Annotated in this window: 15 protein-coding genes, 1 tRNA gene and 3 pseudogenes; 13 read left to right on the top strand and 6 right to left on the bottom strand. The window is 63.7% G+C overall.

What is annotated here, in order from left to right; all coding sequences use genetic code 11:
• The first annotated feature begins 15 nt into the window (after positions 1-15).
• The 7 genes and pseudogenes from AC5Y30_RS12430 to AC5Y30_RS12400 all read left to right on the top strand — a co-directional run bounded on the left by AC5Y30_RS12430 (position 16) and on the right by AC5Y30_RS12400 (position 4,227).
• Positions 16-669 carry a GNAT family N-acetyltransferase gene (locus AC5Y30_RS12430; RefSeq protein WP_499918457.1) on the top strand — a complete coding sequence of 218 codons (654 nt, stop codon included), beginning with the start codon at positions 16-18 and terminating at the stop codon, positions 667-669.
• Positions 670-882: 213 nt separating this feature from the next.
• Positions 883-1,941 carry a divisome protein SepX/GlpR gene (gene sepX / locus AC5Y30_RS12425; protein ID WP_499918456.1) on the top strand — a complete coding sequence of 353 codons (1,059 nt, stop codon included), beginning with the start codon at positions 883-885 and terminating at the stop codon, positions 1,939-1,941.
• 50 nt (positions 1,942-1,991) lie between these two features.
• Positions 1,992-2,064, top strand: a tRNA-Ala gene (locus AC5Y30_RS12420).
• 203 nt (positions 2,065-2,267) lie between these two features.
• Positions 2,268-3,095, top strand: a complete 828-nt coding sequence (locus AC5Y30_RS12415) for a hypothetical protein (protein ID WP_499918455.1) — start codon at positions 2,268-2,270, stop codon at positions 3,093-3,095.
• A pseudogene (locus AC5Y30_RS12410) lies at positions 2,987-3,895 on the top strand (phage major capsid protein). The gene AC5Y30_RS12415 and the pseudogene AC5Y30_RS12410 overlap by 109 nt, the downstream one beginning before the upstream one ends.
• A gap of 30 nt (positions 3,896-3,925) precedes the next feature.
• A complete protein-coding gene (locus tag AC5Y30_RS12405; RefSeq protein WP_499918454.1) occupies positions 3,926-4,087 on the top strand; it encodes a hypothetical protein in 162 nt (53 codons plus the stop codon).
• Positions 4,084-4,227: a hypothetical protein gene (locus AC5Y30_RS12400; RefSeq protein WP_499918453.1), complete on the top strand. Its 144-nt coding sequence runs from the start codon at positions 4,084-4,086 to the stop codon at positions 4,225-4,227. Before AC5Y30_RS12405 ends, AC5Y30_RS12400 begins: the two co-directional genes overlap by 4 nt.
• Before the next feature lie 65 nt (positions 4,228-4,292).
• On the opposite strand, the gene AC5Y30_RS12395 is transcribed toward AC5Y30_RS12400, so the two are convergent.
• Positions 4,293-5,156, bottom strand: a complete 864-nt coding sequence (locus AC5Y30_RS12395; protein ID WP_499918452.1) for a hypothetical protein — start codon at positions 5,154-5,156, stop codon at positions 4,293-4,295.
• A gap of 719 nt (positions 5,157-5,875) precedes the next feature.
• A complete protein-coding gene (locus AC5Y30_RS12390) occupies positions 5,876-6,235 on the bottom strand; it encodes an Rv2640c family ArsR-like transcriptional regulator (RefSeq protein ID WP_499918451.1) in 360 nt (119 codons plus the stop codon).
• A 98-nt stretch (positions 6,236-6,333) separates the two neighbouring features.
• Here AC5Y30_RS12390 and AC5Y30_RS12385 point away from each other — a divergent pair, with 98 nt between their 5' ends.
• The 4 genes and pseudogenes from AC5Y30_RS12385 to AC5Y30_RS12370 all read left to right on the top strand — a co-directional run bounded on the left by AC5Y30_RS12385 (position 6,334) and on the right by AC5Y30_RS12370 (position 9,515).
• A complete protein-coding gene (locus tag AC5Y30_RS12385; RefSeq protein WP_499918450.1) occupies positions 6,334-6,786 on the top strand; it encodes an ArsI/CadI family heavy metal resistance metalloenzyme in 453 nt (150 codons plus the stop codon).
• Positions 6,783-7,839 (top strand): annotated as a pseudogene (gene arsB, locus AC5Y30_RS12380) (ACR3 family arsenite efflux transporter); the annotation flags it as partial. The gene AC5Y30_RS12385 and the pseudogene arsB, both read left to right, overlap by 4 nt.
• Before the next feature lie 58 nt (positions 7,840-7,897).
• Positions 7,898-8,317: pseudogene (locus tag AC5Y30_RS12375) on the top strand (arsenate reductase ArsC); the annotation flags it as partial.
• Positions 8,318-8,579: 262 nt separating this feature from the next.
• On the top strand, positions 8,580-9,515 hold the full coding sequence (locus tag AC5Y30_RS12370) for an anti-sigma factor RsbA family regulatory protein (RefSeq protein ID WP_499918449.1): 936 nt from the start codon (positions 8,580-8,582) through the stop codon (positions 9,513-9,515).
• 39 nt (positions 9,516-9,554) lie between these two features.
• Here the strand turns inward: AC5Y30_RS12370 and AC5Y30_RS12365 are convergent, their stop codons facing one another.
• From AC5Y30_RS12365 to AC5Y30_RS12355, 3 genes are all read right to left on the bottom strand, one after another.
• Positions 9,555-10,133: a fasciclin domain-containing protein gene (locus AC5Y30_RS12365; RefSeq protein WP_499919004.1), complete on the bottom strand. Its 579-nt coding sequence runs from the start codon at positions 10,131-10,133 to the stop codon at positions 9,555-9,557.
• A gap of 115 nt (positions 10,134-10,248) precedes the next feature.
• Positions 10,249-11,997 carry a cytochrome c biogenesis protein DipZ gene (locus tag AC5Y30_RS12360; protein WP_499918448.1) on the bottom strand — a complete coding sequence of 583 codons (1,749 nt, stop codon included), beginning with the start codon at positions 11,995-11,997 and terminating at the stop codon, positions 10,249-10,251.
• A 111-nt stretch (positions 11,998-12,108) separates the two neighbouring features.
• Positions 12,109-12,777, bottom strand: coding sequence for a fasciclin domain-containing protein (locus AC5Y30_RS12355; protein ID WP_499918447.1), 669 nt, complete (start codon positions 12,775-12,777; stop codon positions 12,109-12,111).
• A gap of 296 nt (positions 12,778-13,073) precedes the next feature.
• Here AC5Y30_RS12355 and sigK point away from each other — a divergent pair, with 296 nt between their 5' ends.
• Positions 13,074-13,637 (top strand): ECF RNA polymerase sigma factor SigK, encoded by a 564-nt coding sequence (gene sigK / locus AC5Y30_RS12350; protein WP_499918446.1) that lies wholly within the window; start codon positions 13,074-13,076, stop codon positions 13,635-13,637.
• A complete protein-coding gene (locus AC5Y30_RS12345) occupies positions 13,634-14,335 on the top strand; it encodes an anti-sigma factor (protein WP_499918445.1) in 702 nt (233 codons plus the stop codon). The genes sigK and AC5Y30_RS12345 overlap by 4 nt, the downstream gene beginning before the upstream one ends.
• Positions 14,336-14,696: 361 nt before the next feature.
• Here AC5Y30_RS12345 and AC5Y30_RS12340 read toward each other — a convergent pair whose 3' ends face one another.
• Positions 14,697-16,067: a PPE family protein gene (locus AC5Y30_RS12340; protein ID WP_499918444.1), complete on the bottom strand. Its 1,371-nt coding sequence runs from the start codon at positions 16,065-16,067 to the stop codon at positions 14,697-14,699.
• Between the last annotated feature and the right edge of the window lie 406 nt (positions 16,068-16,473).

Genomic DNA, 16,473 nt, shown 5'->3' with positions numbered 1-16,473 from the left:
AAGACTGCGTACCCGGTGAACCTGTTGCGCTCCAATTCCCGTCATCCCGGTTGGCCCATGAGCGTTGGCCCGCTTCGGGTTTCGGCCGGCGTCGTCCGGTTGCGGGCGGTGCGGTTGCGCGATGGCGCGCAGTGGAGCCGGATCCGGCTGACCGATCGCGCGCATCTGGAACCGTGGGAGCCCAGTTCCGAGGGCGATTGGACGACTCGCCACGCGGTGGCGGCGTGGCCGGCGTTGTGTTCTGGTTTGCGTGCGGAGGCGCGGCAGGGGCGGATGCTGCCTTACGTCATCGAACTCGACGGCCAGTTCTGTGGCCAGCTGACCATCGGCAACGTCACCCACGGTGCGTTGCGTTCGGCGTGGATCGGCTACTGGGTGCCGCGCTCGGCCACCGGCGGCGGCGTCGCGACCGCGGCTTTGGCGCTGGGCCTGGATCACTGTTTCGGCCCGGTGATGTTGCATCGCGTCGAGGCCACCGTGCGCCCGGAAAACGCCGCGAGCCGCGCGGTGCTGGCAAAAGTCGGGTTCCGCCAGGAAGGCTTGTTGCAGCGCTACCTGGAAGTCGACAAGGCGTGGCGGGATCATCTGCTGATGGCCATCACCGCCGAAGAAGTGAGCGGATCGGTGGCATCGACGCTGGTGCGCGCCGGAAACGCCAGCTGGGTGTGACGCTGGCCGTTGCGAGGCCGTCCGCTCCCAGGGTCTCCCGCGGCGGCCGAGGAGTCCAAATCGTTGCCGTTCTGGGACTGGCGCGACACGAGTGACTCATGGTGCTTGTGAGAGGCAAATTACAGGTGTGTAATTGTCCTGGTCAGTTGGACCCGGCCGCGTCGGCCAGAGATGGGCTTCGCGGGCGATGGACACCGAAGAGAGCAGGTCAACATGCCAAGCATCCCGCAGTCATTGTTGTGGATATCGCTCGTGGTGCTATGGCTGTTCGTCTTGGTGCCGATGCTCGTGAGCAAACGCGACGCGGTGCGGCGCACCAGCGACGTGGCGTTGGCGACCCGGGTGCTCAACGGCGGGGGCAACTCCCGGCTGATCAAGCGCAGCGGTCCGGCCGCCGGGCATCGCAGCGACCCCGACTGGACGCCGCCGCAAGACTCGACCGACACCGACCTCGACGACGAACGCTTTTCCGAGGACGAGGACCGCGACCATGATGTGGCGGACGACGCCGACACCGACGAGCTGAGCCGCCAGCGCCCGGTCGCGATGCGGATGGCGGTCGCCGAGCCGACCGAACCCGACTACCTCGATGTCGACGTCGTCGAGGACTCTCACGTACTTCCGGTGGGCGCCAGTGGTTCTGCTGCCGAGGCGGACACGGCCGACGTCGAACCCGTCGAAGGCGACGAGGCCGACACCGAGGCCGTCGCCGAGCGCGGCGGCGAGGACGAGGACCGCTACGAGTACATCGAGGACTCGTCCGGTTTGGAGCCCGCGGCCGAGGGTGAGGACGCCGACGACGAGGCGCCGGCGCCGATGCCGCGCAACGCCGCACGGCGGCGCCGGTTCGACACCAAGACCGCGGCCGCGGTCAGCGCGCGCAAGTACGCCTTCCGCAAGAAGGTCCTGATCGCGATGGCGCTCGTGCTGATCGGCTCGGCCACCGCGGCCTTCAAGGTCTCGCCGGCGGCCTGGTGGGCGTGCGGCAGCGCCACCGCGATCACCCTGCTCTACCTGGGTTACCTCCGCCGCCAGACGCGCATCGAGGAGAAGGTGCGGCACCGCCGGATGAAGCGGATGGCGCGGGCGCGACTCGGCGTGGAGAACGCCTACGACCGCGACTACGACGTGATCCCGTCGCGGCTGCGGCGCCCCGGCGCGGTGGTCCTGGAGATCGACGACGAGGACCCCGTCTTCGAGCACCTGGACTACGCGATGGCGATGCGGACCTTCGGCTGGCCCCGGGACCTGCCGCGCGCGGTCGGCGAGTAGCGCTCGCAGTTCGGCGGTTGGTGCCGCGGCTGGTAGCCTGCTAGCGGTCAGGGGCTATGGCGCAGTTGGTAGCGCGACTCGTTCGCATCGAGTAGGTCAGGGGTTCGATTCCCCTTAGCTCCACAGAAGAAAGTCCAGCTAGATACGGTATTTAACCGTTAGCTGGTGACGCGGATTCGGCCGCCCCGGCCGGCAGCGGGCCCGCAACGACTCGCTCTAACTCACGAAAATGGTGCGCTCGCGCGGCATTCCGGCATACCGCTTCTGCACTGCGCCGCAAACAGGGGCGCTGCTGGTGCAGCCACTGCATGCCAAACTAGATCATTGTGGTGGCCCTCGACCCGACAGTCGCGCTGGAAACATGCGAGAACGCTCTACGGCAACTCATGACGCACGCATACCGCGACGCCTACGGCGATGACTGGCTCGACCGAATCACCACAGAAGACCAGAGAAACGAATGGGCTGGCCGCGCTGCGACTGAACAGACAACGCGTAAAGGGGTGGCGGTCGTTCCGTCCGTCGGGCTTGCATACGCCAATTTCTATGACCTACTCAGCTTCGTCGAGAAGCATTGGCAGCCGCTGGCCCCGGCTCTCGGTAAGAGGGCTTCGACAGTGGCTCTGCTCAAACGGTTTGACAACCTCCGTAACACGGTCGCCCACCACCGGGAACTTGTCACCTTCGAAAAGGAGCTGTACTCGGGGATTGCCGGACAAATCAGGAATCAGGTGACGATCTTCATGACCACACAAGACCCGGCGGGAGACCACTACCCCCGAATCGAGTCAATAATCGATTCATTCGGCAACACCTACAACGGCGAGGCACCTGACCAGATAAACCACGACATTGTTACCGCGATTGTGCTGCATCCGGGGGACCTCGTAACCTTCACCGCGACCGCGTTTGATGCCCAAGATCGCGATTTGCGCTTTGAACTGCGGGCGAGTCTTCTAGGCATAGAACCACGGCAGAAGGTGCTTGAAAAAGCCGGTCGTCCAGTCGAACTCACTTGGCATGTGACCGACGACGAGGTCGGGACATTCCAAGCAATGGGCGTTTATCTGTACGCCGAAGGCACCAAATATCATCGGCACACCCAGTACGACTATTCAGTGCGATTCGCGTACCGGGTCGATCCACCGATTTAGAGGTTAGAACTGGTCGAACCGGCTTCCGCCCATCACGCGTTCGCGTTCTTGGCAGCCTTGGTGGCCGACTGTATCGCCGCATCCAACTCCACGTCCGTCATACGGCGACAACCGGAGCACCGGCGATTGTTGCCGAGGGTGAGCAGAAGCCGGAGCTGGTCTACACAACTGACCAAATCACTGTTTCTGCAAAGAAACTCGCGGCACACACTGGTGTGTCGTGGGAAATTCTGTCCGATTGGGACCGGTTCGTGACCTACGTGCAGCAGGAGTTGACGCGGCAGGTAATCAACACCGAGAACGCGGAACTGATCGCGGGCGACGGAACTACGGCTCGTCTGACCGGGTTCCTTTCCACGACAGGCATTCTCACCGCGACCATCGGCGCCGACACGGCCCTGGATGCGGTGTAGAAGGCGATAGCGTCGCTGCGAACCGGTGCGGCGCTGGCCGAGGCGAATCTTGTTGTGCTGCATCCGCCCACGTTCTCAGCGGTGCGCAGGTGCAAGGACACGCAGGGGCGCTACCTGCTCAACGCCGACCCGAGCGCCGAGCAGGCTAATCAGGTCTGGGGCATCGACGTTATTGCTACCACGCAAATTGCGGCCGGGACGGCGCTTGTGTTGGACACCAACAAGTTCGGGTTCGTGGTGCTGCGAGAGTCGATCACGTTGCGGACCGGCACGGACGGCAACGACTTCACGTCGAACATCGTGCGGTTCGTCTGCGAGGAACGGCTGAACCTCGCGGTCGAAAGGCCAAGTGCTGTACTGAAACTCACCGGTCTGCCCACGTCGTAGCAGCGAAGCATATAGCGATAGGAGCAAATCATGGCGAAAGTGAGAGTGGCGCAAGGGTTCCAGTGCGTCCACGACGGGGAAGTATTCGACAGTGGCGACACCGCCGACGTGCCCGATGCGGTGGCACAACGGTGGGTCGCCGAGGGTTGGGCGTCCGGGGCAGCACCCAAGTCGAAAGGTTCGCACCGATGAACGACACGTCGAAAGTTTATGCGCGCCGACATATCGAACGGCACAACGGCCGTGAAGTCACGGTGACACGGCTAGAGACGCCACTGGCCGATCAGCGCGCCATCGAGTCTGGGAAATCGAAAGGCTGGCAACAGTTCTAAACGTGCCAGGCTCGAATCGCTTCGGCCTGGCACGTTTAGCCATGTGAGTCAGATGCTCACACTGACTAGACTGAATCGCGCCACTCAACCCCGAGTTGGTCTGCGAGCGTGCGTGCTCCCTCGTTTGCCTTGCGTACTTCGTCTGCGAACGGGGAAGACGGATGTGGCGTGTAGAGCCAGACGAGTTCTTGAATCTCATTTGCGGACAAGGCTTTCACTAGCCGAACTGTAGGCATTTCGCTGTCAGTCGGCTTGACTTCACGGACCACGCCTCCTCGAACCCGGTTGTACTGCCGAAAATTTCGGTAACAGTTGCCCGAAATCATGTCCGTTCCATGGATACGTAGCGCCGTAACTAGACTGTGGCCGAGTGTCCAAGATACTTGTGTAATCCCGAACGGCTTCCCACCTGGCGGTCCCAACAACACCGGCCCGATTCCGCACATCGCGTGCCGGTGTTCGGGTACCGCGGTGTGGCCGATGTACACGTGCCATTCCGGTATGTCCTCACCGGCGAAAATCTTTGGTGGATCAGCAGAGTCGACGATAAACAGGTTGTCATACGCTTCGCGGAGCAATGCAATTTTGATTGCCCAGCGCCGAAACTCTTTCGGATCGCACCGATTGTCATCGTTGTTAGGGTCAAGTGCCCACCGCTCTACCACGGAATCAAGCTGGTTCATCCACCGGTTATTGCAGTCGTCGCACACTCGCCGCAGTGTCACGGAGAAGAGGTCCTCCGACTTCGAGGTGATCTTAGAGTTGTCGGGTCCGTACGTGATGTATTTGCGGTCGACACCCGGCAAGTTCGTTAGGTGCTCGTTGGTCTCGATTTTGTCTCGCCACGACGCCCGGAAGATGTGTTCGCGGGTCATGAGCGCAGTTTTGCCGCAGTACATGCACTGTTCGGGTGTGCGCTTCTTTCCCACGAAAAGAATTCTATTCGGGGTGGGACCGTTCAAGACGGTCGGCGCTATGTCGCCTCCCGATTCGTCGGAGATTGCCGAATACGTTCGGCGGCAGCGCCACCGTCGACCGCCCAGCGGCGCACGCGGCTCGGCTCCCGGACTTCGGCTGGACACGGCGCGGATCAACTGGTCGTGGCCCGTGATCGGCGACGCCCGCCCTGTGTGTTTGCTGGCCCGCTGTCAGGATGGCCCCGGCCCGCAGTCCGGCCCGCAGTAAATCATCGCGGAGTTTGAGCCGACTTTCGGCAACCGTCAGTCCCAACGCTGTGACCTGCGACGATGGTGCACAGCCAAGAGCTTGAATCAACAAACGCGCAGGTGGGCGGTTTTCGACTCGTTCGCATCGACTAGGTCAGGGGTTCGATTCCCCTTAGCTCCACAGAGTTTGAGCAGTTCACAGGGCTGGCCGGGAAGTGTTGCCTTCGGCCTGGCATTCACAACGGTGGTCGTGACCATCGGAATGCGGAGGTTCGCCGTATGGGTGGCTTGCCTGGTTTCCGTGCGGATTGTTATGGTCGCTGTGAAAGTGTGGCCCGGTGCTGGCGTCGTAGTTTCTCATCGCTGAGTCGAATCGGGATGCCGAGGGATTACTTCCGTCTCTGCATCAGCCGCGCCACTGTCTTATATCGAGTTCTCGGCGAGCAGGCCGGCCAAGCGTCTACAGGGGGCGTTGGCGGCTCCTAGCGGCAACAATCCGGGTCGAGCACCACGCACAGTGCCGCCAGGGACTCGCGACGCGGACGGTGATAGACATTCATGCCCCGTCGTTCGGACTCCACGATCCCGGCCCGGCGTAGCTGGGCTAAATGATGGCTGACAGTCGATTCACTGAGCCCGACCGATGCCGCCAGGTCGCTACTGCACATCTCGCCGGCCTTGGCGCAGAACAGGAATGAGACCAGCTTGACCCGTGCCGGGTCGGCCAGCGCCTTGAGGCGCAGCGCAATGTCCAACGCCGCATGGTCGTCCACCGGACCAGCCGCCACCGGAGAGCAGCACACTGGAGCGGACATATCCACCACCGGCAACGTCTTCGGCATGCAAAACATCCTGCCATACCTTCTTGACATATATCAAAGAGGTGGCAGTATCGGGAATACTACAAGTTCGACATAAGCCACAGAGGTAGAAATCAGCCATGTCACGGACTCAAGTTGCGCTCAATGTCAACGACCTCGACGAGGCGATTACCTTTTACTCGAAGCTGTTCAACACAACGCCCACCAAAGTCAAACAGGGCTACGCCAACTTCGCGGTGGCAGAGCCGCCGTTAAAGCTGGTCCTCATCGAAAACCCCGGCCATGCCGGAACTCTCAACCACCTTGGCGTGGAAGTGGAGTCCAGCGACGCCGTTCACGCTGAGATCGCCCGTCTGGCCGGCGAGGGCGTGTTCACTGAGGAAGAGATGGGGACAACATGCTGCTTTGCCACACAAGACAAGGTTTGGGTGACTGGACCCGCCGGGGAAAAGTGGGAGGTGTACACGGTGTTGGCCGATGCGGAATCCTTTGGCCCGGAGCCGCAGAACGCCGCTAACGGCGGTCTGTGTTGTGGAACCGGCAGCGATGACGCGGTGGGCGCACGGTCGTGACCCAAACTGTGCAGCATCCCGAACATACGGCGGTCGTCAAACAACTTTCGGTGCTCGACCGTTTTCTGCCGGTCTGGATCGGCATCGCTATGGCGACGGGACTGCTTCTAGGTTGGTTCGTACCGAGCTTCAATGCAGCCCTCAATCACGTTCAGGTAGACGGGATTTCGTTGCCTATCGCACTGGGCTTGCTGGTCATGATGTATCCGGTCCTGGCCAAGGTCCGCTACAACCGCCTCGACACGGTGACCGCCGACCGCAGGCTTCTACTCAGTTCGCTGCTGTTGAACTGGGTACTTGGCCCGGCGTTAATGTTCGCTTTGGCGTGGCTCTTACTACCCGATCTGCCCGAGTATCGGACGGGGCTCATCATCGTCGGCCTGGCCCGATGCATCGCGATGGTCATGATCTGGAACGACCTCGCATGCGGCGACCGCGAAGCCGCAGCGGTACTTGTGGCCCTGAATTCGATCTTCCAAGTCGTCATGTTCGCCGCGCTCGGTTGGTTTTATCTGTCAGTGCTACCCGGCTGGCTCGGCCTGCCCCAGACCACCATCACCACATCGCCCTGCCAGATCGCCAAGTCGGTACTGATCTTCTTAGGCATCCCGCTGATTGCTGGGTATCTGTCGCGACGCTTTGGCGAAAGGGCTAGGGGTCGAAGCTGGTACGAGACCACGGCGCTGCCCAAGATCGGCCCTTGGGCGCTCTACGGGCTGCTGTTCACCATCGTGATCCTCTTCGCGCTACAAGGTGACCAGATCATCAGCCGCCCAATCGATGTGGCTCGCATCGCCCTACCTCTGCTGGCCTACTTCGCCATCATGTGGGTCGGCGGGTACGCCCTGGGCACGATGCTTGGCCTGGGCTACCAACGCACTACCACGCTGGCATTTACCGCCGCTGGCAACAACTTTGAGCTAGCCATCGCCGTCGCCATCGCTACCTATGGGGCCACCTCGGGCCAAGCACTCGCCGGTGTCGTCGGCCCACTTATCGAGGTGCCCGTCCTCGTCGGTCTGGTCTACGTCTCACTGGCCTTGCGGCGCCGATACACCGATGGTGACCCGCGACTGTCGGTCACATTAGGTCAAGTCATCCGAGGACTGGCAGCTCCGGCAAACCTGCCGTGCTTTTCCTATGCACGCACAACGCGGGGCGCTCCCAGATGACCATGGGTTTCTTCAAGCATTTCGTCGGTGACTAGGTAACCGTCTACTCGGGCGGGTCGCAACCAGCCAGCGACGTAAACCCGGTAGCCATCGCTGCCATGGCAGAAAAGGGCATCGACATCGCCGCCGAGCAGCCCAAGCGATGGACCACAGACATGCTCGAAGCCGTCGATGTCGTCGTGACCATGGGATGCGGCGACACCTGCCCGATCCTGCCCGGACGACGCTACGAAGACTGGACGCTACCCGACCCCGCCGGCCAACCCCTTGAAGCAGTACGACCGATCCGCGACGAGATAGAACGTCGCGTGGCTGCGCTATTGGCCCAGCTAGCCGTATCTCAAGAGGGTGGGAGGTAACCCCCTTTGGACCAGAACCGCCCGCAGTTGCACAAGGTTATTGCGTTGTATCCCACTTGGGATGACGCAGAAGCCGCGGTGCACGCCGCCGCTGATCCTGGCGAATGACGGCAAGCGACTCGACCGGATTCTCCTCTGGTGGCGGTTCGCGCCTTCCCGGGAGGTCCCGTGCAGGTGACGGTACTGGGATATCGGGCGCCGACGGCGTAGTCGTCGCGGGGGTTGCCCGCAGCGCGAGTGCAGTTGAGGTACAACGGATTTGATGATCGACGATCCATTTGGCGGCGCACGCGGCGTACGTCATCACGCGTTGTTCTATCGTTCTGAACAGCACTACATCGATTCGACCGCACCCTACATCGTCGACGGCTTGGCGAACGATGAGCCGGTTTTGGTTGCTGTGCCGAAATACAACTTGGATGTGTTGCACGACGCACTGGGCACCGACGCCGCCGGGGTGACGCTGGTCGATATGGCCGAGGTGGGCCGCAACCCGGGGCGCATGATCGGGCTGTTCGGCAATTTCGTCGCAAAGTATCCGGGTCGACGGGTGCGCCTGGTCGGCGAATGTGTCTGGGCGGGGCGCAGTCAGCTTGAGTATCCCGCCTGTGTGCGGCTTGAAGCCCTGTGCAATCTTGCGTTCGACGGTTACGAGGTGACCGGCCTATGCCCGTACAACGCCGGCCGGCTCGACGCCCAAACACTTGCCGACGCCCGCGCTACCCACCCCCTGCTGTTGCAGGACGGGGCGTCGGTGGACAGCGACGACTACGCGCCCAAAGAGGCGCTGGCTCGCTACAATCGGCCGCTGCCCACCAACCCTGCGGCACGGACCTACACGGTCGAACGCCTCGCCGATCTGAACCTCGCGCGATCGTTTGCTGTCAGCTACGCTACGTGGCTCGGCTTGCCCAGCAGGCGGATCAGCGACTTGCTGCTGATCACCACCGAACTGGCCACCAACAGCCTGCAACACACCAGCAGCGCCTGCCGCCTGGCGTTGTGGCAGCACGGCCGCCATCTCGTCTGCGAGGCCAGCGATACCGGCCGGTTCGACGATCCCCTCGGCGGCCACCGTCAGCCGACCGCGCAGCGCGGCCGAGGCCTGTTGCTGGTGAATGCGGTCGCCGACCTCGTACGGACGCATACCACCGCGATCGGCACGACGATTCAAGCCTATTTGGCCATCGCCGCTTAGCGGCGTCGCGGCCGGTGCGGCATGACTGCCGGTGGGAAGTCAGGCCGGCGGCATCAAGACGGTGTCGATCATGTAGACCGTCGCGTTGGCGGTAGGCACCCCGCCGCACACCACACCGGCGTTGTTGACGCTCAGGGTGTTGGCCTGGCCGGTGACGTTCAGATCTGCGCCCTGCAGGGTCTTGTGGCTGCCGATGATCTTGGCCGGACTCATCTGACCTTGGACGACGTGGTAGGTCAGGATGCTGGTCAGCATCGAGGAGTTCGTCTTGAGTTCGTCGATCGTCGAGGCCGGCAACTTGGCGAACGCGTCATCGGTCGGTGCGAAAACCGTGTACTGGCCGTTGTTCAGGGTGTCCACCAAGTTCACCTGTGGGTTGAGCTGTCCGGAGACCGCGGCGGTCAACGTGGTGAGCATCGGGTTGTGGGAAGCTGCGACCGCGACGGGGTCTTGCGACATCCCCTGCACGGAGGCGGGTCCGGCGGGATGTGCGTTCGCATAGTCTGCGCATCCGGGTCCGACTAAGTCAGCCGCCGTTGCCATCGGTGCGGTGGCAACGGCAAATCCAACGATGGTCGCCGCTGTCAGGCCTGCGGCCGTCAATGGCGATTTGGACATCTTCATCGTGTTTGCTCCTTGATTCTGGTCGACAGCCATGCGCCGTGTTCGCAGTGGCATCGGTGATTCGGAGCCGCGGCGGGTTCGGATTGGTCAGGGGATTGACGAGCGTCGATCAGCCGTACGTGAAGGAGAACGCCTGGAGTCCCTTGGTGAGGCGCACCTGCAGCGTCGCGGTTTGGGTGTGGTCGTCCGCCACCAGCAGGTGCGATGTCGGCGGGCCGGCGATGGCTATGGCTTTGGACTGTCCGCCTCGGGTCACGGTGATGGTGCCCGTCCCGCCGGCGACGAGATAGACGTTTTTGGCGTGGTAGTTGAGTTCGATGCTGGACTCGTCGCTGTTGGCTGTTGCGCCTTGGTAATCCAGCGACCATGGGCCGCGCAAGGCGAAGCTGTCGGCGGGAAGATGCGGTGGGTAGTCGAATACCATTGCGCCCTCGTCATATTGGCCGGTGCCGCGATAGTTGACCACCTTGCCGACGCCGAAGTACGTCTCGGGGGTGGTGTTTTGCCGCGGGGGGTTGTCCTGTGCGGTGTCTCGCGGGGGCGGAAGCTTGACTCCTGGGTCGGCGTCGACGATCAACTGCCGGATGAGCTTCTCGGTGTTGCTGTAGCCACCTTCACCGAACTTGATGTGTCGCACCGAACCGGTGGCGTCGATCAGATATTCCGCCGGCCAGTAGCGATTGCGGTAGTTGGTCCACGTCGCATAGCCGTTGTCGAGCGCGATGGGGTAGGTGATGCCGAGGTCTGCCGCGCCCTTGGCGACGTTGGCGGGCTCCTTCTCGAACGCGTACTCGGGGGTATGCACTCCAATGACTTCGAGATTGTCGTGGTAGGCCTTGAACCAGTTGACGACGTGGGGGATGGCGCGCTGGCAGTTGATGCACGAATAGGCCCAGAAATCGATCAGCACAACCTTGCCGCGCAAGGCTTTTAAGTCGATCGGTCGATTACCGGGTGTGTTGAGCCAGCCGACGATGCCCTTGAGACTGGGGGCGGGCCCGCAACTTTCGAGCTGCGCGCCGCCGTCGGTGCAGTGTGACAGCTGCGCGTTCTCGTCGTTCACGATCCCGCCCAAGTTCAGCTTCTCTTCTATTCGGTGATCGCTTGCGATTCTGTCCTGTAACGGACTCGTGTAGTCGGGAATGGCCTGTTGCAGCAGAGCGGGCAAATTGAAGACCAGCGCCACCGCGAGCAGGATCGTCACGATCCCCGCAGCGATGCGAAGCTGGCGTTGGCGGCGCCGGAACGCGCTCACCCGTTGTGCCACTTGCTGACCTGCCAGCGCGAACAACAACAAGGGGAGTCCCGCGCCGAGCGCGAAAGCGCATGTCAGCACGATCGTGGCGGTGCCGATCTTCGCTGTTGCGCCGGCCACGATGATCGCGGCCAATACCGGACCGGCGCAGGGCACGTAGAGTACGCCCAGCGCCAGGCCGAGCGCGAATCCGTTGCCGTAGTTACGCGTTTGCTTTTGGGGAAGGCGCGCGAAGGGCTTCTCGAGAAGCTGCTCGAACCGCGGAAAGATCAGGCCGAGCCCGATCGCGACCAGGGCGACCAGCGCGGCCCATCGGACGGCGTCTTGCGGCAAGTGCAGCAGGGACAGCATCGCCGATCCGACGAGCGTGACGGCGCTGAAGCTCAGCACGAGGCCGCCGATCACCCAGTAGGGCCGGAACCGTTGTGCGAGAGCCGTTTTCGTCATGACTGACGTGCCGGAATCTTCGGGCGCATGTTGTCGTTGGCTGGGGGAGCCTTGGTCGGCGCCGGAGAAGAATATGACCGGTAACACCGGCAAGATGCACGGCGAGACGCCGGTGATCAAGCCTCCGAGGAAGCCGACCAACGCAAGAGTAACCATGACCGATATTCGTTACCGGAGCGTTCGCGGATGGCCTGACGCGTCGAGTCGACGGCAGACCAAAGGCAGCCGGGCTGTGCCCGGCTGCCTTTGGTTGGTGGGCGTGCGGACTCAGTGGCTGGGCGGCATCAGCACCGTGTCGATCATGTACACCGTCGCGTTTGCGGTGTGCACCCCTCCGCACACCAACCCCGCGTCGTTGACCTTCAGATCGTTGCCCTGGCCGGTCACGCCCAGGCTGGCGCCTTGCAGCGTCGCATGGGTGCCGTCGATCTTGCTGGGACTCGTCTGCCCTTGAACCACGTGATACGTCAGGATGCTTTTCAGCATCGCCGCGTCGGTCTTGAGCTTATCGATGGTTCCCGCCGGCAGTTTGTCGAAAGCGGCGTTGGTCGGCGCGAAGACCGTGTACTGGCCGTTGTTGAGCGTGTCGACGAGATTGACCTGCGGGTTCAGTTTGCCCGACAACGCCGACGTCAGCGTCGTGAGCATTGGATTGTTCGAGGCGGCCGTGGCGACAGGATCCTGTGCCATGCCCGCGACCGATCCGGGGCCGGTCGGATTCTGCTTGGCGTAGTCCCCGCAGCCCGCGCCTACCAGATCGGCCGCCGGATCGGCGGTCACGGACGTCGTCACGGACGCGGCCATGCTGCCGGCCGTGCTGCTGGCCGTGGTCGTCCCAGACGCCGAGTTGTTCGATGAACATGCCGATAAGCCGGCTACCAGCGCCGCCGCCGCCATGCCAGAGGCAGCGACTGATCTTGCCCGAGCGTTCCTCATTGCGTTCGGCTCCTTCGTGGTGGGCGGCCCAGCGCCGCCATCGTTGGTCGGTCATGAGTCATTCGGAAACGTCGCCGTCGCGGATGGGTCCGAGCCGCGCAAGTCTGCATCCGGATGCCGTTCGGCGCCGAATACCGGGTATGCGATCCGCCGTAACCAGACCGATGACGCGCTCCAGCCTCACGACATGGTCTGGGGACGCGACCGGCAGTGCTGCGCCGAATTCGGCACGCAGGATGGCGCCACGGCCCCGGCACGCGCAGCGTCGGACGCGAAAGCCGATACGCTATCGCGCCATGGGCAGTTCGGCGCGCACCGGCGGCGACCTCGACGCGTTGCTGCGCCGTGTCGCCGAGCACGACGTCGACGCGTTTACGCAGCTCTACGACCGGACCCGCGCACGGGTGTTCGGATTGATCTTCAAGATCCTGCGTGATGCCAACTACAGCGAGGAAACGACCCAAGAGCTCTATCTGCAGATCTGGCGCAACGCCGGCGACTATGACCCAGCCGCCGGAAGCGCGCTGGCATGGATGCTGATGCTGGCGCATCGGCGCGCCATCGATCGGGTCCGATCCGAGCAGGCCGCCATGGAGCGCGAATCGCGTTACGGTGCCAGCCATGTCGAGCGCCCCAGCGACGTGGTGGCGGACACGGCGCTCGCCCGCGAAGAGCGTGATCGCGTACTCGGTTGCCTCCACGCGCTGACTGCGACGCAGCGCGAGTGCATCGAGCTGGCCTACTATCGAGGCCTGACCTACGTCCAGGTCGCGGAGCAGCTCACGCAGAACCCCTCGACCGTCAAATCTCGGATGCGCGACGCGTTGCGAGCCTTACGTCGTTGTTTGGAAATCCCATGACCGATCCAATGGACACCCCGCTGCTCGAACTGGCGAGCGCCTACGCCCTGGACGCTGTCTCGGACAGCGAACGCGAGGACATCGAACGACGTGTGGCCGCAGCCCCCTCATCTGAAGCCGAAGAGTTCTACGCAGAGGTGCGGGCGGTGTGGGAGGCGATGGCGGCGCTCTCCGATACGACTCGGCTGGAACCCTCGCCGGCGCTGCGAGCCAAGATACTCAACGAAGTTGCCCTGCCGGCCAGTCCACGTAGGACCTACTGGCGTGCAGCGGTTTTGGCGGCGGCAGCCGCTATCATCGCCGCGGTGGTCGCAACGGGCATCACCGTGGCGCTGCGCCCGGCGCCGCCGTCATCGACGACTGAACACGTGTTGGCCGCGCCGGACCTTCGCACCGCCACCGCCCAACTTCCCGGCGGCGGCACCGTGACCATGCTGTCATCCCAACACAGCAACGCGGCCGTCATCGTCATGAACAACGTGCCCCCGCCCCACTCGGGCAGCGTCTACGAGATGTGGCTTATAGATCCCAAGGGGCCCCGCCCCGCAGGAACCATGGACACCGACACCGTCAAGCCATCGACCACCGCGGTGATTGGGGACCTCGGACACAGCACGGTATTCGCGCTCACCAAGGAACCCGGCCGAGGGTCGAGCCAACCCACCACCTCGCCATTGCTCACGCTGCCGTTGACTTGAACAACGCCGTCCATGCCCATCTGCGTCGAGGCGAACGTCCTAATCGCGTCCCCCAATCGAGAGCCCTTGCCGTATCCCCCGACGGATCTGTCGTTCTAGGGATGAGCTGTCTGCGGGGGCGGTTTCGCTGCAGCTGCAGCTGAGGCCCCCGAAGGGACTCGGGTCGCCGCTCGGACTTGGGTCGGCGCCGGCAGGCGCCCGCGCCGAAGTCAAGAACGCTAAGACTAGGCCGGCGCATGCCAGCGCTTTTGTGGTGAAGGGCAACGGTTTTCGTGTCCCGATCGGGGCCCGAGGCTCAGGTGGCTTGGGGCTGGCCATGGCGATTTCCTTTGGAGTCGAACGTGATGACTGATTCGGTGCCTTACCCGGCCACCGGCGAATGCGGAATGAGCGATACGCGCATGCCGACGCGTTGAACCGCGCCCTCCGATTCGCGACCGACCATGCCGCCCAGCGGCACTTTGGAGACAGCGGTGCCGGGTGCGGGTGCGGCGGCCCATCCACCCGGCATGGCGCCGCCGTTGAGGGCATGCAGCGGGGTGACCGATGAAACCGTTGCCGCCCAACTCGGTGGCACGGATAGGGTGCTCAGCGAACTGGCCTGGCCCACGCTCGCCGAGGCCCCCTCGCCCAGCCCCGCCAGCGGGCCGAGGTTTCCCAGGCCCGCCGCGCCTCCCATGCTCGCTATCCCGGCACGGCCCTCGGCTCCTAAAATGGAACCGGCGCCCGCTTCATCCAGTGCCAATCCCTGGTAGTCCAGTCCCAGTCCCTGGTAATCCAGATCCAGGCCGTAGAGGTCTATGCCGATGCCGCCGCCGTCGGCGATGAGGCCGGCGCCGTCGGCACCATAGCCGGCCACCTCGGAGGCCAGGCCGGCCGCGGCTCCGTCCGCTGCGGGTGCGGCAGCGAGCGCCGAGGCCAGTCCCGAGGCCGCGCCCGCTCCGGTGCTCGCGCTCTTCGCCGCCCCCTTGCCCGAGGCGCCGGTCAAACTCGACAGTGAACTGAATGGCGCGGACGCTCCCGACGCCCCCAGTGACGCTCCGGTGCCCATCGCCGCCTGTGACAATCCGGCGCTCGAGGAAGAGCCGGGGGTGGAGAGTCCTTGCAGAGTTTGGGGCACCGAGGAGAGCCATTGCGTCGTAGTGTTGCTGCCCGCGTGGGCGGCTGCGTGGGTGACGGCACCGATGTGACCGGTGAGGCCGGCCGGATTGGCCGTCTGCGGCGGCGCGAGCACCGGCGAAAGTCTCGATGCCGCGGCGGAATTGGTGGCGTAGCCGTACATCGCGGTGGCGTCCTGGGCCCACATCTCGCTGTACTCGGCCTCGGTCGCCATGATGGCCGGGGTGTTCTGCCCGAAGATGTTGGTCTGAATCAACGCCAGAAGGCGAACGCGATTGGCCGCGACCAGAGGGGGCGGCACCGTCATCGCATAGGCGGTTTCGAAGGCTGCTGCGGCGGCCGTCGCCTGTGCGGCCGCCTGGCCACATTGTTCGGCGGTCCCAGTCATCCAGGCTATGAAGGGCATCACGGCAGCCGTCATCGACATCGACGCCGGCCCCAGCCAGGGCTCGTCGGTGAGGCTCGCGATCACCCTCTGGTAGCTGCTGGCGGCCTCCGCCAGTTCGGCCGCCAGCGACTCCCAGCTGGTGGCGGCGGCCAGTAAGGTCGCGGGTCCGGGCCCTGCGTACATTCGACCGGAGTTGATCTCTGGTGGTAGCGCCCCAAAGTCCATGTCTATCCCTGTTTCTTGGTTGAGTCTTTTAACCGATGTGGCGGTGGGCGGCGTCGAATTGAAGCCGGCGACGTAGGCCACAACGGTTGGTCGGCAAAGCAAGTGGTGAGTAATGTGCGTGTCTCAGCAACGCGCGACGGCGTCATTCAGCCAGATCCGGAAGACGGCATCGATCGCCGCGGACACGAATGAGCTGCAGCTAGTACCGGCTAGCGCTAACCTGCCGCAATGGCGTTGTGGCGCAGACTAGCGGCCGTGCTCAATCAGCAACGGGCGACGCAGAATTGAATCAAAAGATTGGGTACGGCGGAACGGGGCACCGGCGCTCGTGCGGGCTGGTCCGCCCGCTGCCCAGACCAGGTCGCGCCAACCGACGGCGGGGTCGCAGAATCGGACCATCGTGGCG

The organism is Mycobacterium sp. NGS27 (genome assembly GCF_059813005.1).
The sequence above is the reverse complement of the archived record's forward strand: the minus strand, read 5'-3'. Positions and strand labels throughout refer to the sequence as shown.

Coding starts and splice junctions, on each gene's coding strand:
- sepX (WP_499918456.1), top strand. CDS start 883: ATGCCAAGCATCCCGCAGTCATTGTTGTGGATATCGCTCGTGGTGCTA.
- AC5Y30_RS12405 (WP_499918454.1), top strand. CDS start 3,926: ATGGCGAAAGTGAGAGTGGCGCAAGGGTTCCAGTGCGTCCACGACGGG.
- AC5Y30_RS12400 (WP_499918453.1), top strand. CDS start 4,084: ATGAACGACACGTCGAAAGTTTATGCGCGCCGACATATCGAACGGCAC.
- AC5Y30_RS12390 (WP_499918451.1), bottom strand. CDS start 6,235: ATGCCGAAGACGTTGCCGGTGGTGGATATGTCCGCTCCAGTGTGCTGC.
- AC5Y30_RS12385 (WP_499918450.1), top strand. CDS start 6,334: ATGTCACGGACTCAAGTTGCGCTCAATGTCAACGACCTCGACGAGGCG.
- AC5Y30_RS12370 (WP_499918449.1), top strand. CDS start 8,580: ATGATCGACGATCCATTTGGCGGCGCACGCGGCGTACGTCATCACGCG.
- AC5Y30_RS12365 (WP_499919004.1), bottom strand. CDS start 10,133: ATGTCCAAATCGCCATTGACGGCCGCAGGCCTGACAGCGGCGACCATC.
- AC5Y30_RS12360 (WP_499918448.1), bottom strand. CDS start 11,997: ATGGTTACTCTTGCGTTGGTCGGCTTCCTCGGAGGCTTGATCACCGGC.
- AC5Y30_RS12355 (WP_499918447.1), bottom strand. CDS start 12,777: ATGAGGAACGCTCGGGCAAGATCAGTCGCTGCCTCTGGCATGGCGGCG.
- sigK (WP_499918446.1), top strand. CDS start 13,074: ATGGGCAGTTCGGCGCGCACCGGCGGCGACCTCGACGCGTTGCTGCGC.
- AC5Y30_RS12345 (WP_499918445.1), top strand. CDS start 13,634: ATGACCGATCCAATGGACACCCCGCTGCTCGAACTGGCGAGCGCCTAC.
- AC5Y30_RS12340 (WP_499918444.1), bottom strand. CDS start 16,067: ATGGACTTTGGGGCGCTACCACCAGAGATCAACTCCGGTCGAATGTAC.